The organism is Acinetobacter sp. ANC 3903, assembly GCF_002135315.1.
Taxonomy (GTDB): Bacteria; Pseudomonadota; Gammaproteobacteria; order Pseudomonadales; family Moraxellaceae; genus Acinetobacter.
This window is the reverse complement of sequence record NZ_NEGA01000009.1, coordinates 14,464-37,966: the sequence shown is the minus strand read 5'-3', so window position 1 is coordinate 37,966 and position 23,503 is coordinate 14,464. Positions and strand designations below refer to the sequence as shown.

The 23,503-nt window shown below is 41.1% G+C and carries 23 protein-coding genes; 12 read left to right on the top strand and 11 right to left on the bottom strand.

The genetic code is table 11. The features are described from left to right. The first annotated feature begins 134 nt into the window (after nt 1-134). From sohB to B9T29_RS16540, 3 genes are all read left to right on the top strand, one after another. Complete coding sequence (sohB, locus tag B9T29_RS08625; RefSeq protein ID WP_086175523.1) at nt 135-1,097, top strand: protease SohB; 963 nt, start codon at nt 135-137, stop codon at nt 1,095-1,097. A 127-nt stretch (nt 1,098-1,224) separates the two neighbouring features. Continuing rightward, nucleotides 1,225-1,506, top strand: coding sequence for a hypothetical protein (locus tag B9T29_RS16545; RefSeq protein WP_228146583.1), 282 nt, complete (start codon nt 1,225-1,227; stop codon nt 1,504-1,506). A 68-nt stretch (nt 1,507-1,574) separates the two neighbouring features. Then, nucleotides 1,575-1,850 carry a hypothetical protein gene (locus B9T29_RS16540; RefSeq protein ID WP_228146582.1) on the top strand — a complete coding sequence of 92 codons (276 nt, stop codon included), beginning with the start codon at nt 1,575-1,577 and terminating at the stop codon, nt 1,848-1,850. Here the strand turns inward: B9T29_RS16540 and B9T29_RS08615 are convergent. The 5 genes from B9T29_RS08615 to B9T29_RS08595 all read right to left on the bottom strand — a co-directional run bounded on the left by B9T29_RS08615 (nt 1,787) and on the right by B9T29_RS08595 (nt 6,427). Further along, complete coding sequence (locus tag B9T29_RS08615; protein ID WP_086175522.1) at nt 1,787-2,467, bottom strand: DUF2238 domain-containing protein; 681 nt, start codon at nt 2,465-2,467, stop codon at nt 1,787-1,789. The genes B9T29_RS16540 and B9T29_RS08615 overlap by 64 nt on opposite strands. A 144-nt stretch (nt 2,468-2,611) precedes the next feature. Further along, nucleotides 2,612-4,000: an adenylosuccinate lyase gene (gene purB / locus B9T29_RS08610; RefSeq protein ID WP_086175521.1), complete on the bottom strand. Its 1,389-nt coding sequence runs from the start codon at nt 3,998-4,000 to the stop codon at nt 2,612-2,614. Between the two features lie 56 nt (nt 4,001-4,056). Continuing rightward, the gene (hflD, locus tag B9T29_RS08605; protein WP_086175520.1) at nt 4,057-4,788 is read right to left on the bottom strand and encodes a high frequency lysogenization protein HflD; all 732 of its coding nucleotides are present in this window, start codon (nt 4,786-4,788) and stop codon (nt 4,057-4,059) included. A 15-nt stretch (nt 4,789-4,803) separates the two neighbouring features. After that, nucleotides 4,804-5,937, bottom strand: coding sequence for a tRNA 2-thiouridine(34) synthase MnmA (mnmA, locus tag B9T29_RS08600; RefSeq protein WP_086175519.1), 1,134 nt, complete (start codon nt 5,935-5,937; stop codon nt 4,804-4,806). 4 nt (nt 5,938-5,941) lie between these two features. Continuing rightward, nucleotides 5,942-6,427 carry an NUDIX hydrolase gene (locus B9T29_RS08595; protein ID WP_086175518.1) on the bottom strand — a complete coding sequence of 162 codons (486 nt, stop codon included), beginning with the start codon at nt 6,425-6,427 and terminating at the stop codon, nt 5,942-5,944. A gap of 151 nt (nt 6,428-6,578) precedes the next feature. Between B9T29_RS08595 and B9T29_RS08590 the strand changes: the two genes are divergently transcribed. Beyond that, complete coding sequence (locus tag B9T29_RS08590) at nt 6,579-8,327, top strand: hypothetical protein (protein WP_086175517.1); 1,749 nt, start codon at nt 6,579-6,581, stop codon at nt 8,325-8,327. A 74-nt stretch (nt 8,328-8,401) separates the two neighbouring features. On the opposite strand, the gene B9T29_RS08585 is transcribed toward B9T29_RS08590, so the two are convergent. The 4 genes from B9T29_RS08585 to B9T29_RS08570 all read right to left on the bottom strand — a co-directional run bounded on the left by B9T29_RS08585 (nt 8,402) and on the right by B9T29_RS08570 (nt 11,292). Further along, a complete protein-coding gene (locus B9T29_RS08585; protein ID WP_086175516.1) occupies nt 8,402-8,932 on the bottom strand; it encodes a gamma carbonic anhydrase family protein in 531 nt (176 codons plus the stop codon). A 96-nt stretch (nt 8,933-9,028) separates the two neighbouring features. Next, nucleotides 9,029-10,177: a D-alanyl-D-alanine carboxypeptidase PBP5/6 gene (dacC, locus tag B9T29_RS08580; RefSeq protein ID WP_086175515.1), complete on the bottom strand. Its 1,149-nt coding sequence runs from the start codon at nt 10,175-10,177 to the stop codon at nt 9,029-9,031. Nucleotides 10,178-10,295: 118 nt separating this feature from the next. Beyond that, a complete protein-coding gene (locus B9T29_RS08575) occupies nt 10,296-10,685 on the bottom strand; it encodes an MCR_0457 family protein (RefSeq protein ID WP_086175514.1) in 390 nt (129 codons plus the stop codon). Between the two features lie 229 nt (nt 10,686-10,914). Then, nucleotides 10,915-11,292: an MCR_0457 family protein gene (locus B9T29_RS08570; protein WP_086175513.1), complete on the bottom strand. Its 378-nt coding sequence runs from the start codon at nt 11,290-11,292 to the stop codon at nt 10,915-10,917. Between the two features lie 110 nt (nt 11,293-11,402). Here B9T29_RS08570 and surE point away from each other — a divergent pair, with 110 nt between their 5' ends. From surE to B9T29_RS08555, 3 genes are all read left to right on the top strand, one after another. Beyond that, on the top strand, nt 11,403-12,173 hold the full coding sequence (gene surE / locus B9T29_RS08565; protein WP_086175512.1) for a 5'/3'-nucleotidase SurE: 771 nt from the start codon (nt 11,403-11,405) through the stop codon (nt 12,171-12,173). A gap of 115 nt (nt 12,174-12,288) precedes the next feature. Continuing rightward, the gene (locus B9T29_RS08560) at nt 12,289-13,098 is read left to right on the top strand and encodes a peptidoglycan DD-metalloendopeptidase family protein (protein WP_086175511.1); all 810 of its coding nucleotides are present in this window, start codon (nt 12,289-12,291) and stop codon (nt 13,096-13,098) included. A gap of 94 nt (nt 13,099-13,192) precedes the next feature. Further along, on the top strand, nt 13,193-14,122 hold the full coding sequence (locus B9T29_RS08555) for a LysR family transcriptional regulator (protein ID WP_086175510.1): 930 nt from the start codon (nt 13,193-13,195) through the stop codon (nt 14,120-14,122). Nucleotides 14,123-14,176: 54 nt separating this feature from the next. On the opposite strand, the gene B9T29_RS08550 is transcribed toward B9T29_RS08555, so the two are convergent. Beyond that, nucleotides 14,177-15,388 carry an aspartate aminotransferase family protein gene (locus tag B9T29_RS08550; protein ID WP_086175509.1) on the bottom strand — a complete coding sequence of 404 codons (1,212 nt, stop codon included), beginning with the start codon at nt 15,386-15,388 and terminating at the stop codon, nt 14,177-14,179. A 163-nt stretch (nt 15,389-15,551) separates the two neighbouring features. Between B9T29_RS08550 and grxD the strand changes: the two genes are divergently transcribed. Next, the gene (gene grxD / locus B9T29_RS08545) at nt 15,552-15,893 is read left to right on the top strand and encodes a Grx4 family monothiol glutaredoxin (RefSeq protein WP_086175639.1); all 342 of its coding nucleotides are present in this window, start codon (nt 15,552-15,554) and stop codon (nt 15,891-15,893) included. Nucleotides 15,894-15,961: 68 nt separating this feature from the next. On the opposite strand, the gene B9T29_RS08540 is transcribed toward grxD, so the two are convergent. Next, complete coding sequence (locus B9T29_RS08540; RefSeq protein ID WP_086175508.1) at nt 15,962-18,613, bottom strand: Lon protease family protein; 2,652 nt, start codon at nt 18,611-18,613, stop codon at nt 15,962-15,964. 184 nt (nt 18,614-18,797) lie between these two features. Between B9T29_RS08540 and B9T29_RS08535 the strand changes: the two genes are divergently transcribed. The 4 genes from B9T29_RS08535 to B9T29_RS08520 all read left to right on the top strand — a co-directional run bounded on the left by B9T29_RS08535 (nt 18,798) and on the right by B9T29_RS08520 (nt 23,393). After that, nucleotides 18,798-20,960, top strand: a complete 2,163-nt coding sequence (locus B9T29_RS08535; RefSeq protein ID WP_086175507.1) for an AmpG family muropeptide MFS transporter — start codon at nt 18,798-18,800, stop codon at nt 20,958-20,960. 300 nt (nt 20,961-21,260) lie between these two features. Beyond that, complete coding sequence (gloA, locus tag B9T29_RS08530) at nt 21,261-21,662, top strand: lactoylglutathione lyase (protein ID WP_086175506.1); 402 nt, start codon at nt 21,261-21,263, stop codon at nt 21,660-21,662. A gap of 156 nt (nt 21,663-21,818) precedes the next feature. Next, entirely contained in the window at nt 21,819-22,790 is a 972-nt protein-coding gene (locus B9T29_RS08525) for a bile acid:sodium symporter family protein (RefSeq protein ID WP_086175505.1), read from the top strand. 114 nt (nt 22,791-22,904) lie between these two features. Continuing rightward, a complete protein-coding gene (locus B9T29_RS08520; RefSeq protein ID WP_086175504.1) occupies nt 22,905-23,393 on the top strand; it encodes a hypothetical protein in 489 nt (162 codons plus the stop codon). Nucleotides 23,394-23,503: the final 110 nt, after the last annotated feature.

Genomic DNA, 23,503 nt, shown 5'->3' with positions numbered 1-23,503 from the left:
GGATTTATACAGCTAGAGCTATTTTATTGTCGTTTTTAATCAATGATAATTATTTGCAAAATATAAATTGAATTTTTGCATCAATGCCCACATCTTATTCAATATAAATATGAATTAAATGAGCTTATATCTGTATGTTATTTCACAACCCTAAATTGCCTGCTGAAATCCGTATCAGCCATTTAAATGCCCGTGTAAATGAACAGCGTAAAAAAATTGCACAAGTTACCGCATCTAAATTTGAACTATTGCAACTGACTCAACAGCTTTCCAAAGAAGCACGTTTACGTAAAAAAAATAATCAAAAAATTTATGTACTCGACTTTAAGGGCGATACTGCTGCATCTGCAGTAGAAAATCTACGTGAAGAAATTACCCTGATCTTGTCCACTGCAAAAGCAGGCCGTGACCGCGTAGTAGTGCGTCTGGAAAGTCCGGGTGGCATGGTACATGGTTATGGTCTGGCTGCGGCACAACTGGTTCGTTTACGTGATGCCGGTTTTAACCTGACCATTTGTGTCGATAAGGTTGCAGCCAGTGGCGGTTATATGATGGCCTGTATTGCCAATGAAATTGTCTCTGCACCTTTTGCTGTGGTCGGTTCAATTGGCGTGGTTGCACAAGTGCCGAACTTTAACCGCCTGCTCAAAGAAAAGCACATCGACTTTGAACTTTATACTGCAGGTCAGTTTAAACGTACCGTGACCATGTTTGGTGAAAATACCGCAGAAGGTAAAGCCAAGTTTGAAGAAGAGTTGCAACAAACCCATGAACTGTTTAAGCACTTTGTGGAAAAATATCGTCCCCAACTGAATGTTGAAAAAGTGGCAACCGGGGAGCATTGGTATGGTAAAGATGCGCTTGAATTGAACTTGGTCGACCAGTTAAAAACCTCTGATGAATATCTGTTGGGTTTATTGGCACAGCATGATGTATATGTGATTGAAACTCGTCGTAAACCAACTTTAGGTGAGAAACTGGGTTTACAGGCAGCTCAAATGGCCGATGGCTTGGTGCCTGCAGTGATGAATAAGGTGATGGAAACGTTGTCAAAAGCGAGTGCGAATGTTATTCAACTGCGTGATCCTAAGCTTTAATTTAAAATGATCTTCTGATTTTAAAATGGCGCTCTAATGAGCGCCATTTTTTTAACTGTGTCTTAATATTCAACTCAGCTTAGGCTGCTATGGCTGCAATTAAAATACTGTTAACACAGGTTTTTTTATGGCCCAGGACACAACAACATCTTCTACAGATTTACTGATCCGGTTTTTGCATATTGTTATCATGTTAAGCTTTACTGGGGCTTATCTCACGGAGGATGCAGCAGAATGGCATCAAGTGCATATGGCCTTTGGCTATACACTCGGTATTAGCTTGATATTAAGAATTTTATGGCAGTTTTTTGCGCCTCGACTTGCCTATACCCAGCCTTCTGGAGTGAGTCGTCGATTTCATTTGATCAAGCCATTTGTACAGCGCTATTGGGCGCAGCCACAACAATAGCTTTCTCCAGCATTTTTAAAAAACAGCTAGTTCCAGCCTGTTTCAGCTGAGTATACTGTTTTTTTTGCTTGCTGCCCTTAACTGTACTGGCCGGCTTTTTCACCGACTCTACCCATAGCCACAGTTTAAAAGAAGTGCATGAACTATTCGCCAACCTGTTTTTAGCCAGTGTATTGCTGCATTTGGCAGCGCTGACACTGAATAGTGTTCTGCTTAAAAATGGCTGGAAAAAGGTATGTTTTGGGGAACTGAATTACATTCAAAGTTCATCCTGTTTGATTCAGTCCTGTGAATGGGCGTGTTGGTCACTTTCTGGTTGTGGTATTTTAGCTAAGCTTTTATAAGAGTAGCATAGATCAAGCAGGCCATAGCCTGCTGCCCCAACTGTTGCAAGCAGCATATCTTTATGTGCATCCCATATATCTCCCTGCTGCCCATTATAATTTTCTGCTTCCTCTGGGGATAAACCAATGGCAATCCACCATTCAAGCCATTCATAAATTAAACTGGTGGCCATAATAAACTGCACCACCAATAAAAACAGCATGAAAGGTTTAGCCTCAGGCAGCCATACATGAAACAGCCGCAGTAGCACAGGGAAGAGCAGTACACCACAGGCAAGATGCACCAAACGGTCATACATATTGCGTGACCAGCCCATTGATTGATTAAGGTCAAAATTAAACAGCTGAATGAGCCATTCGTTATAGGGCACATAGGAATACAGGTAATGTGCCCCTACAATATGAATCAGTAAAAAAACCAGATAAAGCGCAAAACTGTAAAAACTCAGGCCAATTTTCTTTTGGGTAAGCAATAACAGTACAAGCATAAACACTGTACCTGCTTGATGCATTAAATATGCTTCAAATTCTAAAGGACGAATACTGGCGATGATTACCGCAACCGCCATAACTGCAAGTGCAAGCCAGTGTTTGATGTTCAATTGATATTCAATCATTATTTCTTGTATTGGCAAAGTTTTATTGGGAGTGCTGAAATTTTATCAATGGCTTATGTGGTTACAAACATAGATGAATTATCAACAGATTCTATTCTAATAAAAAAGCGAAGCCGAAGCTTCGCTTTTTAGATTTATTTCGAATTAAATTTTAGAAATTAAATCCTTAACCTGTTTCGCTTGAGTTGCAGCATTACCTGTATAAGTTGCAGGTGTCATTGTCGCAAGACGTGCACGATCAGCAGCAGGAACAGCTTCAAGTTCGTTACCGTTTACGAAATCAACCATCATCTCACGAGTCATTGCTTGACCACGAGTCAGGGCTTTTAATTTTTCGTATGGCTTTTCAACTGCATAACGACGCATTACAGTTTGAATTGGCTCTGCAAGAACTTCTTGAGCGTGATCAAGATCTTCAAGAATGCGTGCAGCATTCAGTTCAAGTTTACCAATACCTTTAGAGCAAGCTTCAAAAGCAATCAAGCTTTGCGCAAAACCAACACCCATGTTACGAAGCACAGTCGAGTCAGTTAAGTCACGTTGCCAGCGAGATACAGGAAGTTTTTCACCTAAGTGTGCAAGTACGGCATTCGCAATACCCAAGTTACCTTCTGAGTTTTCGAAGTCGATTGGGTTTACTTTGTGCGGCATAGTTGAAGAACCAACTTCGCCTTCTTTCAAACGTTGTTTGAAGAAACCAAGAGAGATATAACCCCAAACGTCACGGTTAAAGTCGATCAGGATGGTGTTGAAACGACGTAACGCATCAAAAAGTTCCGCCATGTAGTCATGTGGTTCAATTTGAGTGGTGTACGGGTTGAATTGTAAACCTAAAGATTCAACAAATGCTTGTGAATGCGCAGGCCAGTTGATTTCTGGGTAAGCAGAGTAGTGCGCGTTGTAGTTACCTACAGCACCGTTGATTTTACCTAGAAGCTCAACTTGTTTAAATTGTTTGATTTGGCGAGCTAAACGGTAAGCCACGTTCGCCATTTCTTTACCCAAAGTTGTTGGGCTTGCAGTTTGACCGTGAGTACGAGACAACATTGGTTGTTCAGCGTGTTGTTCAGCAAGTGCAACGATTGAATCGATGATTTGTTGCATCGCAGCAACTAAAACTTCACGACCATTTTTCAACATTAATGCATGAGACAAGTTGTTGATGTCTTCAGATGTACAAGCAAAGTGAATGAACTCACCGGCATTTTTAAGTTCATCAATGTGAGCAATTTGTTCTTTCAAGAAGTACTCAACCGCTTTTACATCGTGGTTGGTGGTACGTTCAATTTCTTTAATACGGTTTGCATTGTCTTCAGAGAAGTTAGCCACAATTGCATCAAGCGCTGCATTGGTTTCTGCGCTAAACGCTGGAACTTCAGTGATTTCTGGACGGTTTGCAAGCGCTTGTAACCAACGCACTTCAACAGTCACACGAGCATGGATTAAACCAAACTCAGAGAGGAAAGGACGAAGAGCATCACATTTGCTAGCGTAACGTCCATCTAATGGAGAAAGTGCGGTTAAAGCGTTCATAGCGATTCCTTAAACTTTGGAATTAAACGTAAAACAGAAAGCTCGAACAACATCAGTTAAACCACCTGATACTGTAAACGAGCAAGATCTTGAATATCTTGGAGTAGCTTACGCTTACTGAAAATCATGCCCCATGAACTGCCTCCGAGCTGACGCCACAAGTGCGCCAGTTGCAGGCCAGTAAACAGGGAAGCGCGTATTCGGTTGGTATGGGCACTATCTTTAAATGCTTCGGCATTGCCCTTGACCATAATGCGGGGGTTAATTTGTCCCGCGGTGTCGATATAGGTTTGGGCAAGGTTGGCAATAATGCTGGGATGCAGATAGTTATTATCGAAAAAAGACAGCTGTTTTAGAATTTTTTGTTGTGATTGTTCAATGATTTCAACAAATTTGGGATTGCTATAGACTTTTTTCTCTAACTGTAACAATGCCATGGCGTAACTCATTGGCAGTTTGGCATTAGAGAGTTTGGGTAAGCGGGATTTGGGAGAGCTATTAAAAGGCTGGGTAATACTGCTTTCTAAGGTTTTTAAACCGAGGGAAATATCGGCAAGTTGATTAAAGAAGTCTAAGGTTTGACAGGATTCATTGGCGGTAGGGCGGATGTTCAGGCTGGCTTTAATCAGTTGCTCCAGATAGAAGCTCCCATTTTCGCCAATACTCTGCTGTCCCGACATGGCCGTCATATGGGTCAGCTGTGTCGATTGAAACACAGCTGCCAACGCCAAAGCACGGTTCTGACGTACATTCAAAGTCTGAGGCTGTTGAAAGGGTAACTCAGCCATGCCTGTCGCTTCCTTTTAAATAAAATCAGGTTTAGGGGCATTGGTATGATGAATCACACCACCGCCTAAACAAACTTCATCTGCGTAGAACACTACACTTTGTCCTGGAGTCACCGCACGTTGCGGTTCGTCAAATTCAACGCGTACACCATTTGGCATATCGCTGTCTTTATAAATAATACAACCTTGATCGGGCTGGCGATAACGGGTTTTGGCGGTACAGCGGAAACCTGTTTCCGGAATATCCTGCTCACCCGCCACCCAGTCAATCGCTTCACTCCAAAGTATAGTACTTTGCATCAGTGGATGTTCATGACCCTGACCAATAACAAGGCGGTTGTTTTCAATATCTTTATAAAGCACAAACCAGGCACCTTCGGCTGCACCTTTAAGGCCACCCAAACCGATACCACCGCGTTGACCGAGCGTATAGTACATTAAGCCGTGATGTTCACCAACCTCTTTACCGTTATCCAGCAGGATTTTTCCGGGTTGGGCAGGTAAATACTGCTTTAAGAAGTCATTAAAACGACGTTCACCAATAAAACAGATCCCGGTGGAGTCTTTTTTCTTTGCAGTCGCGAGACCTAATTCTTCAGCAATACGACGAACTTCAGGTTTTTCAATTTCGCCCACAGGGAACAAGGTCTTGTTAATTTCACGACCATGCACGGCATGCAGGAAGTAAGTCTGGTCTTTGTTATTGTCAAATCCACGTAATAACGGTGCGTATTCTTCACCACGCGAATTGGTTTTAGTTTTACCGCGACGGCAATAATGACCGGTAGCAATAAAGTCTGCACCCAGGTTCACGGCATGGTCTAAGAAGGCACGGAATTTGATTTCTTTATTACATAAAATGTCTGGGTTTGGGGTACGACCTGCGGCATATTCCTGTAAAAAATGCTCAAATACACGATCCCAATATTCCATGGCAAAATTGGCGGTATGCAGTTTAATGCCAATCTTGTCGCACACGGCTTGGGCATCGGCCAGATCTTCCATTGCCGTGCAGTATTCCGTGCCGTCATCTTCTTCCCAGTTCTTCATGAAAAGCCCTTCAACCTGATAACCTTGTTGAAGAAGAAGTGCTGCAGAAACAGAAGAATCTACACCACCAGACATACCGACGATGACACGTTGTTGCATAGGATTAAGCATCCAAATTTGAAATTAAGGGAGAGTTTTGGTGCTCATAAACGAGCGATAAAGGATATTTCTGACCTGAAAGGGCATCTTTGACGGCTTTAATGACTAGGGGACTACGTGCACGACCCGTTTCGAGCAATTCATCCAGCGTCATCCATTGTGGGCCGACAATGCCTTTGTCCAGTTCAGCTTCTGGAAAGTATTCCAGTACATGTGCTAAAAAGCAAAATCTGAAATAGGTACGGTCTGGAAACATGGGCGGGGTATAGGTATAGATGCCAAGCAGGGAATCTACTGCTATGGCATGCCCGGTTTCTTCCATGGTTTCGCGAATAGCCGCATCTATTAAGGTTTCCCCACACTCGACATGACCTGCAGGCTGATTATAGACCGTGTGCGTTACACCAGCCGTATGTTCTTCAACAAACAGGAATTTTCCGTTTTTTTCAATAACGGTGGCGACAGTAACGTGAGCAGTCCAGGCGGTCATAAAAAAGCACCATGAGGGAAAACCGCTATTCTACAAAATTTAGAGCGTGGTGGCTATGATGGGAGGGTGTTTCTTTACTTGGTTTTGATATAGGCTTTTGAAATGAATAATTCAAATACTTTTTAATATTAATAATTTTCAGGGGGAGAGTATGAATAAGGTTGATTGGATTTTACTCAAGAATGAAACTCGTCGCTTTTTTGATAAAGCAACTTGGGTACCTCTTAGAGCATCTCAGACTAATGAAACTGGAAATATAAAAAGAATTGGATATGAAGAAGAGTATTTCGGATGTGGATCAGTTGCTTTTCCTAAAGATCAGCTAGGGTTAGCTGAAAAACTAAGTTGGGGGCAGATAGGAATAGGTTGTGAAACGCGACCTTATGTTTATGATGGTGGTTATTATTCATCTATCGAGGAATACGAATATTCTGATAAAGAGCCAATAGGTCTTCATCTTGTTTTTAGTTATTCTCAACCGGTAGTTGATAAAAAACAATGGATACTAAATCCTGATCTAGTAGTAGCTCTTGGGTTGATTAAAGAAGGAAACAGTTGGGTAAGACCCGAAGAAAATTTTGTAGAAGTAGTCCGTGAAGTATTAGATGACAATGGTAATCATGTACTCATAGAAATCAAAAGAGCTTTTTTAATTGATTATTTAGCCGCTAGAAATTTAACTTTACGTCTCTCTTATTATCGCCAAAGGGTCGAAAATGTACAAACACTAGAAGATAGTGATTATAGTGCTTTAGAAAATACACAAGAAGAAAGAGATAACGGTAGATATGAGCTTTTAATTCGTAATATAGAAGGTATTTTTGGAGGAACTTGGGCATCTATGAGAGTTTGGAGAACTGATGTTGATGTACAAGACGATGCACCAATAATGGGGCAAGAAAATGATGAGAATACAGAATATGAAAGTGGAGAAGGTTATCATGGTGGATATGAGGGGGTAAGGGTAGAAGGAGAATTTTGGAGAGATGAATGGATACATCATAATAAAAAAAGCATTAGAGTTCGGGGAGATTTGGATGATGATCTACCAAATTTTATAGTTGAAACTGATAGTACAAGAAAAAGATCGCATGAGTTGAATAACGAAGATATTGGGCGTTGGTTGTGGTTTCGATCATCCGTCGTAAATGAATTACTTAGCTATAGAGGATTTTCTCTTTGGTGGTATACAAAGGAAACTGGTTATATTCAATCTACTTCAATGCACAGAACGCATTTTGGCATAAATGGCTCTGATTATATTACTGTATATGCATACGATATTGCCCGGCTAAACTCTTGGGAACAACACATTTGGGCTAGTCATAATGTAGTTCCTGATGGGAAAGTTTCTACAGAGCTATTAATGTCTCAGGTGGAGGCACAGCCAGCTTCTACTCGTGCTCCAGAAGTTAACTTATTCCAAATAACTCATTTTTTAGAGAAATCATTTTATAATAAATATAAACTGAATTTATTTTTACATGATGTAAATGAAGAAGATTTTTATAAAATAGTTTCACGTTTTTCTAGTAAAGATGAAGCTTCATTATTAAGACTAGCAAAAGAAATGATCCGCTTTTTTTCAGAGCGTTTAAATAAGGGAAATCTAAAGCAGGTTTCAACTCATAAATCAAAAGATCAGCTTGGTTCTAATAAACTACTCGAAAGTATATTGGCTGATAAGATTGGACATGAGAAAGCTCGTATGGTTTTTGGAGTTATTGCTGGTGTATACGATATGAGAAATGGTGATGCCCATACTGCGGGATCAAAAATTGGGGAAGCTTTTGAATTAGCGGAGATAGATACTAATCAATCTTATCTAAGGCAAGGCGAACAATTAATTGATAACTTCGCACGATCTATTTATTTTACGGGTAAACTATTGTTCACTTAAGAAAGTAATTCTTAAGTGAAAGAATAAGCAAGATAGATTCCTATTTTGCTTATTTCTAAAATTGGGTGCAAATTTTACTTATAATTCCCCGAAACCTTCACATAATTCTGTGCTGAGTAGGGTAAAAATGCTATTTCCTTTTCAGTCAGGGGACGGGCTTTCTTCGCAGGACTACCTACATATAACCAGCCACTTTCCAGAACTTTTCCGGGTGGAACAAGCGTGCCTGCGCCAATCATCACATCATCTGGAATTACTACATCATCCAGAATAATGCTGTTGATGCCGATCAAAACACGGTTGCCAATAGTACAGCCATGTAATGTCACATGATGGCCAATGGTGACATCCTCACCAATAATCAGTGGCGAGCCTTCGGGCTTGTCGGCTTTTTTATGGCTGACATGCAGCATGGCATGATCCTGAACATTGGAGTTCTTGCCAATACGAATATGATTGACATCACCACGAATCACGGCAAAAGGCCATACCGAAACATTTTCCGCTAAACTGACTTCACCAATCACTATGGACATTTCATCAACGTAGCAAGTGGCATCAATTTTAGGATGCTGATTTAAATAAGGTCGAATGTTCTTTTTCATATTGAGTATGCAGTGATCGAGGTTTGCAGGAATTATAAAATAAAAAAGCATCCAAACCGAGGTAGGGATGCTTTGGTCTAAGTTTAAAAGTTAAACTTAGAATAAGTTGCTAAAGAATTGTTTGATGTGGTCAATCATTTTTGCAAAGAAACCAGCTTCTTCAACGGCTTGAAGGGCAACCAGTGGTTTTTCAGCAATTACTTTACCATTTAAAGTGGCTACATATTTACCAACCACTTGACCTTTTTTCAAAGGTGCAGTCAGTTTAGGTTGTACAACCAATTGAGTTTTAATGGCATTGGCTTCGCCTTTAGGCATGGTCACGTTAAAGTTTTCAGGTAGGCCAATTTGAACATCATTGCTTTTACCGTACCAAACTTTTGATTTAGCCAAAACCTGGTTTGCAGGTTGAACTTTTACGGTTTCAAAGCTTGCATAACCCCAAGCTAAAAGTTCACGTGTTTGTGATGCACGCTCGTTCATGCTCGGTGCACCAAAAATCACTGAAATTAAACGCATTGGACCACGTTTAGCTGAAGTCGTTAAGCAATAACCGGCTTCTTCAGTATGACCTGTTTTTAAACCATCCACACTTGGGTCGGTATAAAGTAATGCATTACGGTTACCTTGCTTAATACCGTTAAAAGTGAATTCTTTTTCAGAATAGATTGGATAGTACTTTGAGCTGTCATGAATGATATGTTGCGCAAGAGTTGCCATATCTTTAGCAGTCGAGTAGTGACCTTCGGCAGGCATACCTGTTGCATTGATAAAGCTGGTATTGGTCATGCCAATACGCTTTGCTTCTTCATTCATCATGTGGGCAAAAGTGCCTTCATTGCCGGCAATATGTTCTGCCATCGCTTTAGAGGCATCATTACCAGACTGAATGATAATTCCGCGCAGCATTTCCAGTGCTGTTGCAGTGCCGTTCAGCGGTACATACATACATGATTCTGTACTGCTACCACGACACCACGCAGATTCGTTCATACGAACTTTTTCATTTTCAGTGAGATCGCCACTCAATAACTTTTGTTCGACGAGGTAACTGGTCATCATCTTGGTCATTGAAGCAGGAGCAAGTTTTTCATTTTCATTTTTTGATGCGAGGATTTGCCCTGTCTCATAATCCATTAAAACATAAGATTTATTATTGAGTTCTGGTGGTGCAGATAAGACAGTTGCTGCGTATGTGAAGCTCGGCAATAGTAATAATGCAGCAAGGGCGCTTTTGTGGGTCATTCTGGGTGGTTCCAATATCTTAATAATAAGCACAAAGAGCTTTGCATTTTAGGACAAAGCAAAGCTGACTTCTATGGGGGAAATCAGCTTATTTCAAAAGTATTGTAACCAATTTGTGTTATTTGCTATATGTGGTGAGTTCCTGGCAAATTTCCAGGTTTTTTGCGTCTCCCGCTTTTTTTGCATCTGTTCGTGCTTCGGATAAAATAGACTTAAATTTTTTCTCTTTACTGAGTTTGGCCAAGCTGGAAACTGCATTTTTTTCTGCCGGTAAATATTCCTGTGCCAGCTTTGCATAACCTTGTTCAAATTTAGCCTGATCTTTCACTAATCCTGGGCATACTTCTGAAAGTACATAAATAGCTGCCAGTTCCTGCTGGGTGACTTTTTCTAGCGGAGTAACTTCAATATTTTCATCTTTTTGCGTGGCTGCATGGGTCACAGAAAGTGTCATGAGTGCAGTAGTGAATAGACCGAAACAAGCAGATTTGAATAGAGATAATTTCATTGAAACAGACCTAAATTATTTATAAACATCACAATAAAAATAAGCTTAACCATATTTTTGGTAATTGTAAGTACACAAATGTATTGAAGCTGTTGAAAATGATGCTAATCCTCAAAAACTTGCAGATAAGAAAGGATTAAAAAAGCATAAAGAACAGTCTTCTTTATGCCTGTCATCACTATAAGATACTTCTTAATATTTTAAGTGTCTTATATAAAGTCAGAGCGATTTATTCAGGCTGATAAGCCAGGACTTCTTCGCAAACCGATTTTTGTTCATCATTACTGGTTTCTTTTGCAGCCTGACGGGCCTCATCCAGTACAGATTTATATTCTGAATCTGCTTGAATTTTATCAAAAGTCATCGATTTGTCTGAATAATCTTGCAGATAAGACTGAATCAAGAGCTGAATTTTTTGATCAAATTTTGCATTTTTCCCTATAATTGCCGGGCATACTTCAGTCATCACTTGAGTTGAAGCAAGATCTTCTTTCACAATAGTATTGGCTTCTTCCTGAGATAAGCCTTCATTGGCTAAAACAGTGGAAGATAACAATGTCGCAATGCCGAACCCTAATAAGCCACGAAATGATAAAGTTTTAATCATTTTAAAGTCACACTTTTTGAATAAATGTTGAGCGTCAAATATATATAATTTTCTATATAATTCAATCAAATGTTGTGATCAGTCATTTTTAACCGTTACGAGATATTTAAGTGAATATATTAATTGCCAATGATGATGGTGTTTTTGCTCCCGGGCTTCAGGCATTGGCTCAAGCCTTGGCTCCCCTTGGTCGTGTGGTTATTGTTGCTCCTGAAAGTGAACGCAGTGGTTTTTCCAGTGCCCTTACTTTAGACCGTCCCTTACGACCGATTCAGATTTCAGCCGATGTTTGGGCAGTCAATGGAACACCTGCAGATTGTGTCTATCTGTCCATGAATGGTTTATTCGATTTTGAATTTGATCTGGTGGTCAGCGGAATTAATAGCGGGGCAAATCTGGGTGATGACGTGCTTTATTCAGGAACTGTCGGCGCAGCATTTGAAGGGCGATTAATGAAACAGCCTGCCATTGCTGTATCCATGGCAGGGCCAAATGTACGTTCTTATGACAGTCCGAATGATTATGCGGTCGCCGCAAAATGGGTGCATGATTTTATTGCACAGGGTTTGCCGATTTTACCTCCACGCCATATTTTTAATGTGAATATTCCAGATATATCTGAATTGCAAGGTTCAAAAATTACTTATCAGGGACGTCGCAGTCAATCTAAACCTATTACCAGTCATGTAGACCCACGTGGACGCCAAGTGTATTGGATTGGTTTGTCAGGTGAGGCTGTGGCTGAACCTAAAAAGGGTTTAACTGAAATAGAGTCGGACTTTTTTGCTGTGGCAAATGGTTATGTCAGTATTACTCCGATTCAAATGGATGCCACAAATTATGAGATTTTGCACACATTACATGCACAGTTTTCTAAATAGTGCCGAATAGTGTTATAACTTTGTGAAAAAGCAGAATTGAACATATTTTTCAGGTACTTTTTTGCTAATCTTAACGCAAATCAATAAATACATTTATGTGTAAAGAGGAAGATTAATGCACGTGGTGTCACAATATCGCTTATTTGCTGCGCCTACAGCATTGTTGAAGACCATTGTGTTGTCTACAGCTGTTGTTTCAATTGCTATTTTGAGTGGCTGTGCGTCAAAACCGCAAATTCAAAATGCAACACGTTATGTGACTGCACCGGATTACTATACGGTTCGTTCGGGGGATACCTTAAGCGGGATCGCCGCACGTTATGGTTTAAGTTATCTCAGCGTTGCCGAGATGAATGATATAGATGTCCCGTACCGTATTTATGTCGGGCAATCTTTACGTTTAAAAAATTCCGGATCACGCCGTACCACAACAACACAAGCCGTGGCACAAGCTGCACCAATTCAACGACAAACAGTTCAACTGCCGACTACACCGGCTACAAGCACTGCTCCGGTAACCACCACGACTGCACCTGTGGCATCCTCTAAGGTTTCTGCCTTGCGCTGGGTAAAACCAAGTAATGGGGCAGTCATTGCAAACTTTAATGTTGCTGCAAATGTGAAGGGTATTCGCTATAGCGGTAATACAGGTGATGCAATTTTTGCTGCTGCTGATGGGCAAGTGGTGTATGCAGCAGATGGTTTGAAAGAATACGGTAACTTGATTTTGATCAAGCATATAGATGGTTACATTACTGCTTATGCACATAACAGCAAAATGAATGTGAGTAGCGGTCAGAATGTGACAGCAGGACAGAAAATTGCTGAAATGGGTTCAACAGGCACCAATCGCACCATGCTCGAGTTTCAGGTACGCCTAAATGGCAAACCAATCAATCCGACTAATGTTTTACCAATAAATTAAATTTTTCAAATACAAAAAATAAATTTCACCGTATAATACAATGAGTTGCTTTTATCAAAAAGATAAGAGCACTCATAAGTTCAGAGGGAAATTTATGTTAGATCAACTTCGAGCAATGGGTGTATTTGCTTGTGTTGTTGAAAAAAGCTCGTTTAGCGGTGCTGCACGTGAGTTGGGAATTACCACCAGTGCCGTGAGTCAGCAAATTCGTTCATTAGAAAATGAAATGGAAGTTACACTTCTGCATCGATCTACTAGAAAATTAAGTCTGACTGAAGCTGGACAAGCTTTTTTCCACAGCTGTCAAGAAATGCTTGCCGCTGCTGAGCGTGGGAAAATCCGTATCGACGAGTTGCGTGATGACTTGGTGGGGGATTTACGCATTGCCACAACCCCGGAACTTGGTGCTAATCATGTGATTCCTGCATTGTCTCACTGGATGCAGGCACATCGTCGGCTCGCTGTACATATAGAAGCAGATAATCAATACACCGATTTAATCGAAGGACGTATTGATATTGCCTTACACATGAGTCCAAAAATCGAAGATCATAATTTGAATGTCGTGCCACTGGCTCTGGTGGAGCAGGTTTTAGTGGCGTCACCGAGTTATTTGAATCAGTCTGCGCCTGTGTCAAGACCTGAAGATCTAAACCATCATGATCTGATTCCGGTCAATATTATGAAAAATTATCAGCATTTTTCATTTCAACACGCAGGGCTGGGCGAAACAGTAAATCTGGAAATGAAATCACGTTTCAGTACCAATAACGTTTTGGTTGCGAAATCTTTATGTTTGCAAGGGCATGGTATTGCACGAATTTTATATCTGGATGCAAAAAAAGACTTAGTCAATGGCTCTCTGATGGAAGTTTTACCCGAGTGGAAACTATCTCATTTCACTTTATATGCCGTCACAGCAAAAAAAGATCAGCAACCAACGAAAGTTCATCGCTGTTTAGAGGCATTAAAACAATACTTTAGCCAGTTACCCGGCGGAAGAATTTATCAAACAGTCTCATAAGAATAAAGCACAAAAAAGCCGCGATCAGCGGCTTTTTTAGATTAGATTGAAGGCTTAAGCTAAATAATTCTTGATCATTTTAACTAGACGTTCAATCAACTGATCGGCCTGTGGTTGGTCAATGTTCAGCGGTGGTAATAAACGAACAACCGAACCCGCCGTCACATTGATAATCAAATGATAGTCATCACGTGCAATATTGACCAATTCGCCACAAGCTTTTGGCAATTCAATACCAATCATCAGACCAAAACCACGTACAGTCACGTTTTGATCGGCTAATTGCTGTTTGAATTGTTCAACAATATAAGCCCCGATTTTTGCTGAATTTTCAACCAGATTTTCTTTTTGAATGGTATCAATCACGGTGTAAACCACACGTGAACCCAAAGCAGTACCGCTATAGGTTGAACCATGGTTACCTGCGGTGAGTACGCCCACGCCACGACCTTGGGTCATCACGGCACCAATCGGGAAGCCATTACCTAAACCTTTGGCAGTGGTGAGTACATCCGGAACAATATTGGTATGTTGGTAAGCAAAGTATTTACCGGTACGGCCATTACCTGTTTGAACTTCGTCCAGCATCATCAACCAGTTATGTTGATTACAGATTTGGCGAATGTCTTCAAGATAGCTAAAGCCTTGAGGTGCAGTATTTACACCACCTTCACCCTGAATTGGTTCAACCAGAATTGCCACGATGTCTGGGTGGTTGATGGCAGCTTCTTCAATCGCTTCAATGTCGCCAAATGGCACACGAATAAAACCTTCTACCAAAGGTGCAAAACCTTCCTGAACTTTTTTGTTACCGGTCGCGGAAAGAGTCGCTAGGGTACGGCCGTGGAAAGAATGGTCTGCGACAATGATTTTTGGGGTCTTAATACCTTGCATATGGCCAAATTTACGGGCAATTTTAATTGCACCTTCATTTGATTCTGCACCACTATTCGAGAAGAAAATTTCTTCCATACCGGAAACTTCAGCTAGTTTTTGTGCAGCTGCAATTTGCCAAGGCACCTCAAAAATGTTGCTGGTATGAATCAGGGTCGCTGCCTGTTCAGCAATCGCTTCAGTCACCGCTGGGTGTGAATGACCCAGACCACATACAGCAATCCCTGTTAATGCATCTAGGTATTCAGTACCATCTTCAGTATAAAGATAAGAACCTCGTCCTCGGACAAAGCTGATCGGCTGACGGCCAAATACCGACATCAAATGAGATGGTTGATCAGTTTGCACAGGAGCAAGGGTAATGTTATTCATGACTAACTCTTATCTGTTAGGAGGGAAAAATAAAAGTTTATATAAGCAAAATCCAGGACAGATTAAAAGCCCAAACGTAAATAAAAATGGAATTATTGCTTTAGACATACTGTTTCCTCCAGTTTTGGGTATAATGCGAGGCAGATTAGTTGAGGATTTATCAATGACTGAACAAGTACGCGATACTGAAGCGTTAATTCGTGACCAAATTGCTAAACATGCAGTATTACTTTACATGAAAGGTACACCACAATTTCCACAATGTGGTTTCTCTGCACGTGCAGTAGAAGCACTCAGTCAAATTGGTCGTCCATTTGCTTATGTCAATATTTTGGAAAACCCGGATATCCGTGCAACTTTACCGAAAATTGCCAACTGGCCTACGTTCCCACAATTGTGGATCAATGGCGAATTGATCGGTGGTAGCGATATCATGCTCGATATGTTCCAAAAAGGTGAGTTAAAACCTTTGGTAGAACAGTACAGCCCAGCGCCTGAAGCTTAATTCAGTGTGATGATGTTGTATGAAAAAAAGCGCCTTGAAGGGGCGCTTTTTTTATGTCTCAGAAAATGTCAGGCATCTTCGGGGTTGCTGTCTTGATTATGCGCTACAGCCTCAACGGATGTTGCTGTTTCAGCTTCATTAGAAGTTGTCTCAGTTACCGCTTCAGCTTTGGCCTTTTTTTTGTCTTTCTTCTTTTTTTTCTTTTTCTTTGGTTCTTCTTCAAGTTCGGCACCATCTTCCAGCGCCTGCCAATATTCTAATTGCGCCATGACTGCCGCAAAGATAGAACCTTTACTGTAACGACCTTTTTTATTCAGTGTCCCCACCGGACGTGCCATTAACAGTTCAAGAGCCTGGTCAATGGTTGCAATGGCATGAATATGGAACTGACCTTGGGCTACGGCTTCAATCACATCATGGCGCAACATCAGATGTTCCATATTTTGACGTGGAATAATCACCCCTTGTTTTCCAGTCAAGCCTTGTAACTTGCAGGCATCATAGAAACCTTCAATTTTGGCATTGACCCCGCCAATCGGTTGAACCTGACCCAATTGGTTCATGGAGCCGGTAATGGCCCAGGACTGATCGATAGGTAACTGGCTAATCGCAGAAATAAGTGCGGAAAGTTCAGCTACGGTTGCACTGTCGCCATCGATTTGGCCATAACTTTGTTCAAAGGCGAGGGCAGCCGAGAAATGCAACATCTGTTCACGGCCAAAGTGAGCTTTCAGGAAACTCGACATCAGTAATACGCCTTTGGCATGCAATGAGCCGCCCAATTCGACACTACGTTCGATATCCAGAATATCGCCGCCGCCCTGATACACCGATGCCGTTAAACGTGAAGGTAAGCCAAATTCAACATCGGCATATTGAATTACCGACAGGGCATTGATCTGACCTAAACGGTGACCTTTGGTTTCGATTAACTGTGTGCCACGGGTTAAATCTTGCCAGTACAATTCACGTAAATAACCTAAACGATATTTGCGATGATCAAGCGCGGTGTTGATATGCTTTTCTGAAACGGATTTATCGCCGGCTTGGGCGGCATGATGATGCGCTTCCCGGATCAGATCACCCAAAGTGAGGGCATGTAATGACAAGGAACTTTGGTCTTCAGCCTGACGGCTTGAATCGGTAAGTAATGCAGCCAGTGCAGAACGGTCAAAAGGCAATAATTTATCGGCCTGAACATAGTCCGCAATCAATTGCATATAGGCTTGTTCATTAATGTCATTACGTTGTAATGTATCGGTGAAATCGGCGCGAATTTTAAATACGCTTCCGAGTTCAGGTTCCAGTTCTAAAATTTCATAATAAATTTCAGGTTCTGCAAGCAAAATCACTTTAATATTTAATGGAATCGCCTGTGGTTCTATAGAGATGCTGCCGGTTAAGGTCAGCATATGTTCCAGCGAGGACAGCTTTAATTTTCCAGATTTCAATGCACGTTTTAAACCTTGCCATGCATAAGGCTGTTCCAGCAGTTGTTCCGCTTCGAGTATCAGAAAACCGCCATTCGCCCGATGCAGTGAACCCGGACGAATCAGGGTAAAGTCAGTGGTGATGGTGCCATTTTGGGTAAGCTGTTCCACATGACCCAATAAGTTGTAGTGGGTAGGGAAATCTTCAAAAATGACTGGTGCACCGCTATTCGGCTTATAGGTAACAATGATATTGGCTTGATAGCGCGAGGGCACACGGCTGAAGCTTCCCGGAGAAAAGTCATCTTCTTCTTGCTCAAGAATAATTTCTACATTATTGATAATATCTTCAGCATAATATTGCAGATATTCAGTTAGTCCATCGACATCGGGATATTTGTTCTGAATTACGTCAATGCGCGGCATCACTACCTGTTTGGCAATGTCACGGTTCAGGTGTTGCACCTGATCCCGTGCATCATCTTCCAGATCACCTAAATGTAAGCCCAAACGCTCCAGCTTTTTATTCATGTAGCGAATGTTCGAGGCAATTTCTGCGCGCTGTTTGCTATTTAAGGCATTAATGTCTTCTTTGGACATTTCCTGATATTCATTGTCTTTCAGATGAACTGGTACGAAACAGTGCTCGTCATCTTGTGAAATCAGTTTTAAATCAAAATCTGCACCTTCTTTGGTCAGTTCGACTAAGGCCGATTGCTGTTCATCGCCAGTTTGCTCACGAATCATTTCAATACGGTTGTGATAGGTTTCAGCAGTAAAGCGTCGTTCCAGCTGTTTTAAAATGGTTTGCCAGGTTTGATGCAACAAGGCCTGAAATTTAGGGCCTTGTCCCGCAGGAAGTTCAAGTGCAATTGGCTGACGGGGAAACTTGAAATTATTGACATAGACCCAGTCATTTGGGGTTTGCATGGTCTTGGCATGCTGTTGCAGCAAACGCTTGATCATGGTGCGTTTACCTAAGCCTGCCGTACCTACTGCAAAAATATTATAGCCCGAGTAAGGCAAGGCGATACCGGCCTCAACAGAGGCACGTGCGCGATCTTGCCCAAGAAAGTCATTGAGCGGTTTTATTCTTCGTGTTGACGCAGGAATTTTTTCAAGATTAGGCGTGTGCGTCAGTTGCTTGGGTTGAAGCTGGGTTTTAGTCAGGGTGTTTTGAATTTCCGGTTGATCGAATGCTGAAATTAAGCTGCTTTGTATAGGGGTTGGTTGATTTACTGTAATGGTTGCAGATAATGTGGAATTCATTTGATCGAGTTTTTGGGGCACTGTTTAAATCCAAAACTAAAATATTGCAATAGAGATTTAAAGGTATACAGGTTTAGTTGAAAAATTCAAGCAGGCAGCTCGTTTTTATCGATAAAATGAAATAATGATTTCATAATTATTGTTGAAACTGAACCTATTAAGCGTTTGAATAGCAGCATTCAGTTTTGCAGAAAAAAACAACGCAATGACAACACAATCTACAGGGTGGAAATCTGCCTTCACTGCTTTTCTCGATCGTCGTGCACTGATCATGCTGTTTTTAGGTTTTTCGGCCGGTATTCCCATTCTTTTGATTTTTTCCAGTTTGTCTTTATGGCTGGGTGAAGCGGGCATTGAAAAAAGTGCAGTGACATTTTTTAGCTGGGCAGCCTTGGGTTATTCATTCAAATTTGTCTGGGCGCCTTTAGTAGATGAATTGCCGGTGCCATTCTTGACCAAGCTGCTGGGGCGACGTCGGGCCTGGTTGCTGATTGCGCAAGTTTTAATTATCAGCGCCATCTGCATTATGGCTTTTTCTAATCCGGCACTCGGTCAGGGTTATTTGTATCAGATGGCCGTGGGAGCGGTGTTACTGGGTTTCTCTGCAGCGACTCAAGATATTGTGATTGATGCCTATCGTATTGAGCTTGCAGAAACTGAAATGCAAACCGTGCTTGCCTCTACTTATAATGCAGGTTATCGCATCGGGATGATTGTGGCCGGTGCAGGTGCACTGTTCCTTGCAGCATCACTGGGAACGGCCAAGGGAAACTATATTTATAGTGCCTGGAAAATCACATATCTGGTTATGGCTGCAGTCATGCTGGTCGGAATCATGACTACTTTAGTGATTCGTGAACCGCGGGTTGAGCGTACTTATAAAGATTATAAACGTAGCGATTATTATCGCCTGGTGGCAGTGTTTTTTGTGGCCGTAATTGGCTTTGTCGTGAGCTATATTTTTTCTGGAAATTTAACGGAATCTGTTAAGGCACAATTTGAAATTACCGATTCATTGTTATTGTTCTGTTTTGAAGCTTTACGTTTTATAGGATCTGCTGCGGTAGCCGTATTGCTAGGCACATTATTGGTGAAAATGGGTGCGGTCAACAAGCATATGGCGGTTGAAACCTGGATCAATCCGATTGCCGATTTCTTTAAACGCTATGGTGTAAAGCTTGCTTTGGTCTTGTTATTGCTCATCGGTTTTTATCGCATCTCGGACATTATTGCCGGGGTTATCTCCAATGTGTTTTATCAGGATTTAAACTTTAGCAAAGAGCAGATTGCGGAAGCGGTAAAAATCTATGGGGTGATTTTTAGTCTGGTTGGAGGTTTCTTGGGCGGTTTGCTGGCACAGCGCATGAACATTATGAAACTGATGTTTGTCGGTGCAGTTCTGGCTAGCTCAACCAACCTGATCTTTATCGGTTTGGTCAAATCTGGTCAGCCTACGCATGATGTTCAAGTCATCGTCGGTCAGCACAAGTATCAGGTTCAATCGGATGAAGTGGGTTACTGGAAATTAAAGGTGCCCAATCAGGTTTTGGCACAAGCTAATGCCGTACAGGTTCAAGTACAATATGATCATAATGCTCAGCAGCCAGTAATCAGCGCTGTACCTTATTTAAAACAGGATGCGCAACAGCAGGGTGCTAAATCGAGCATGATGCAAATTCTGCCGGTGACCAGTGATAATGTGATTAATGCACATGAACAAGAGAACAGTTTAGTAGTGCGTGGCCAGTATTTTGGACAGCCATTGACTGAAACACAAAAAATTGTCTTGCATTTAGATGAACAGAAATTTGATGCCAATCTGGACAAAACTGGGGTATTTAGCGCGGCCATTCCAGCAGCAAGCTTGGCAAATTCAGCATCGAAACAGCTTGTGGCGGAAGTGCTAGACAATGATAAAGCCATTTTAAGTACACAGCATCGTTATACGGTCGATATGAACTCAAGCATAGCCAAAGATCTGGATGTTGATGTTCAGCCTTTAGCTGCAGTCAATGCTCAATCAACTGATGAGGTTGAAATTAGCGGTAAGGTGATTAAACCTTATAGTTCACTGTGGTTATATTTTGCCATTATTGTCGATAACCTGGCCTCTGGATTGGCAGGTGCAGCCTTCATCGCCTTCTTGTCCAGTTTAACCAGCGTATCTTTCACTGCAGTGCAATATGCCATTTTTAGTTCACTGATGACTTTAACGCCGAAGATTTTAGGTGGCTATTCAGGTACCATCGTGACCAATATTGGTTATCCGAATTTTTTCCTGATGACCACACTGATTGGTATTCCAATTTTAATATTGGTGGTTTGGGTCGCGAAATTATTGCGTGAACATCAGCAACAGTCCAACTAAGCTCACATTTTAAAACTGTATCAATAAACCCATTTTATCTAGAAGATGAAATGGGTTTTTATTTGGACGAAAGTCGAGGCAAGTGTTTAGTGTTACATTTAAATAGCCTAAGCAAGGAATACATCATCATGGTAAATCGTGATTTCAGTTTTGTATTGATTTAAAAAATGCATAAACACTGAGGGGGAGTAGCACAGGAGTAGCACAATAAGTGACAGTTATAACCAGTTTGTTAAATTGAATTTTCCAGGCTAAATCCCTATAGTATCTGTAAAAATTGAAAACTCAGGAAAATGAATCATGCGCATGCTGCATACCATGTTACGTGTAGGCAATCTGGAACAATCTTTAAAGTTCTATACTGAAGTACTCGGTATGACTTTGCTTCGTAAACGCGATTATGAACAAGGTCGATTCACTTTAGCTTTTGTGGGTTATGGGGATGAAGCAAATCATACCGTCTTGGAACTGACACATAACTGGGACACTTCAAGTTATGACTTAGGCAATGCTTATGGCCATATTGCTATCGCTGTGGATGATGCCTACAAAGCCTGTGAAGAGATCAAGGCACGTGGTGGTAAGGTGGTACGTGAAGCAGGGCCAATGAAAGGCGGGGTAACGGTTATTGCTTTTGTTGAAGATCCGGATGGTTACAAAATCGAGCTGATTCAGCAAGATGCCAATGCGCGTAATAACTAATAGATCTCTTTCATAAAGTGATATAGATAAACTAAATATTCAACATTGAGTTGAAAAACTGGCTTTATTTATTCAGCCCAGTAAGATGAAACTTTACCAGTAGGTAAATTCACTTATTGGGCTTTTTTATATTTTCAATTATTACAGGAAGTAGCGATGTTAAAATTATTGGCATTGGATCGCTTTACTATTTTGTTGATTGTGGTGGTGATCTTGGCAAGCCTCATGCCCATATCGGGTCTGGCTGCGGATATTTTTAGTGTGATCACCTCGGTGGCAATTGCAATTCTATTCTTTTTGCATGGTGCAAAACTTTCTAGAGAAGCAGTGGTGCAGGGCATCATGCACTGGAAATTCCATGTGGTGGTGTTTGCTTTCACTTTTGCCTTATTTCCGATCCTTGGATTACTTGCACAACCCATTCTGTTACCTCTATTAGGTAAGGAACTGTATTGGGGCTTTTTGTTTATGTGTTTCTTGCCCTCCACAGTACAATCCTCCATTGCATTTACCTCGGTGGCAAAAGGCAATGTAGCCAGTGCAGTTTGTAGTGCTTCATTTTCCAATATCGTCGGCATGTTCATTACCCCGATATTGGTCAGTGTGTTTATTTTAGGCCAGTCGCAACACGGCTTTAATCCAACGTCCTCGATTATCCAAATTACCTTATTGCTGCTGCTTCCTTTTATTTTGGGACAAATGCTCAGACCTTATGTTTATCCCTTAATGCTGAAAAAGCCAGGTATAGTTAAAGCTTTTGATCAGGGGACCATTCTTATGGTGGTCTATGCTGCTTTTAGTGGGGCAGTGGTGGCAGGATTGTGGCAAGCAGTGAGCTGGCAAACGCTACTGGTTTTGACTCTAGCTTGCTCGATATTTTTGACTATTATCATGTTGCTGGCTTTATACATTCCAAAATGGTTGGGTTTTAACCGAGCAGATCAAGTCGCGATGTTTTTTTGTAGTTCCAAGAAAACATTAGCCAGCGGTGTTCCAATGGCACAAATCCTGTTTATTGGTCAGCCCCTAGGCATGATTGTTCTGCCGATTATGATCTTTCATCAAATTCAGCTCATGGTCTGTGGCGTAATTGCCAATTATTGGTCAAAGCAAAAAATTGAGAATTAATACAAGCAGAAAACTGATTCAAACAGAAAACTTCCAGGTTGAAATTGGAGTTTTCTGTTTTGAAAAGATGATAAAAAATTTATATTAAAAGAGACAATGAACTCAAAGGATAAAATGAAAATTACAAAAATTATGGTATTTTTTGCGGTTTTTCTCAGTAATTATTGCCTTGCTCAAGAAGATTTAACGATTCATACAAATCGGGATATTTTTGAAAAAATGTCATTAATTACAATGCAGCCGATGCTGAATTATTGCAGAGAAACACAACCTCAACTTAATTTAGAGCTGGAAACTGCTTATGCAATTGTAAGCGTAAAACTGCTTAAAGCAGTAAGAATAGCTAAGCTGGAAGGGTTGAGCCCTATTCAGGAAAAAGAAATGGATCAACCTGTTGATGCAAATTTTAAAAATGAACTTAAAGCTATGCTTTCTGCGATGGATCAATCGATGAGAAGGGCGGATTCAAAAATATATTGCCCTTATTTGATTTCTAAGCTGAATGCATTTGATGAAGCCGAATATATCTCTGCAGTTGAAGCTCAATATCGAGCTTATATTGAACGGACAAAACAGTATAATATTTCAACTAAGAAAGAATGAACTATTTATTAATAAGGGGCTTTCAGATATAATCTTGCCCACTTGTTGTGCTTAGCTCTGACGGTATCCGTCTCGGTGGGCCAAAAGAATGGTCTGTTGTGGTGTTGGTC

Bases quoted from the DNA above. Each gene is read 5' to 3' on its own strand.
- B9T29_RS16545 (WP_228146583.1), top strand. From the start codon at position 1,225: ATGGCCCAGGACACAACAACATCTTCTACAGATTTACTGATCCGGTTT.
- hflD (WP_086175520.1), bottom strand. From the start codon at position 4,788: ATGGCTGAGTTACCCTTTCAACAGCCTCAGACTTTGAATGTACGTCAG.
- B9T29_RS08570 (WP_086175513.1), bottom strand. From the start codon at position 11,292: ATGATTAAAACTTTATCATTTCGTGGCTTATTAGGGTTCGGCATTGCG.
- B9T29_RS08615 (WP_086175522.1), bottom strand. From the start codon at position 2,467: ATGATTGAATATCAATTGAACATCAAACACTGGCTTGCACTTGCAGTT.
- grxD (WP_086175639.1), top strand. From the start codon at position 15,552: ATGACTGAACAAGTACGCGATACTGAAGCGTTAATTCGTGACCAAATT.
- dacC (WP_086175515.1), bottom strand. From the start codon at position 10,177: ATGACCCACAAAAGCGCCCTTGCTGCATTATTACTATTGCCGAGCTTC.
- purB (WP_086175521.1), bottom strand. From the start codon at position 4,000: ATGAACGCTTTAACCGCACTTTCTCCATTAGATGGACGTTACGCTAGC.
- B9T29_RS08575 (WP_086175514.1), bottom strand. From the start codon at position 10,685: ATGAAATTATCTCTATTCAAATCTGCTTGTTTCGGTCTATTCACTACT.
- gloA (WP_086175506.1), top strand. From the start codon at position 21,261: ATGCGCATGCTGCATACCATGTTACGTGTAGGCAATCTGGAACAATCT.
- B9T29_RS08595 (WP_086175518.1), bottom strand. From the start codon at position 6,427: ATGACCGCCTGGACTGCTCACGTTACTGTCGCCACCGTTATTGAAAAA.
- B9T29_RS08590 (WP_086175517.1), top strand. From the start codon at position 6,579: ATGAATAAGGTTGATTGGATTTTACTCAAGAATGAAACTCGTCGCTTT.
- B9T29_RS08560 (WP_086175511.1), top strand. From the start codon at position 12,289: ATGCACGTGGTGTCACAATATCGCTTATTTGCTGCGCCTACAGCATTG.
- mnmA (WP_086175519.1), bottom strand. From the start codon at position 5,937: ATGCAACAACGTGTCATCGTCGGTATGTCTGGTGGTGTAGATTCTTCT.
- sohB (WP_086175523.1), top strand. From the start codon at position 135: ATGTTATTTCACAACCCTAAATTGCCTGCTGAAATCCGTATCAGCCAT.
- B9T29_RS08585 (WP_086175516.1), bottom strand. From the start codon at position 8,932: ATGAAAAAGAACATTCGACCTTATTTAAATCAGCATCCTAAAATTGAT.
- B9T29_RS08525 (WP_086175505.1), top strand. From the start codon at position 21,819: ATGTTAAAATTATTGGCATTGGATCGCTTTACTATTTTGTTGATTGTG.
- B9T29_RS08535 (WP_086175507.1), top strand. From the start codon at position 18,798: ATGACAACACAATCTACAGGGTGGAAATCTGCCTTCACTGCTTTTCTC.
- B9T29_RS08550 (WP_086175509.1), bottom strand. From the start codon at position 15,388: ATGAATAACATTACCCTTGCTCCTGTGCAAACTGATCAACCATCTCAT.
- B9T29_RS08555 (WP_086175510.1), top strand. From the start codon at position 13,193: ATGTTAGATCAACTTCGAGCAATGGGTGTATTTGCTTGTGTTGTTGAA.
- B9T29_RS08520 (WP_086175504.1), top strand. From the start codon at position 22,905: ATGAAAATTACAAAAATTATGGTATTTTTTGCGGTTTTTCTCAGTAAT.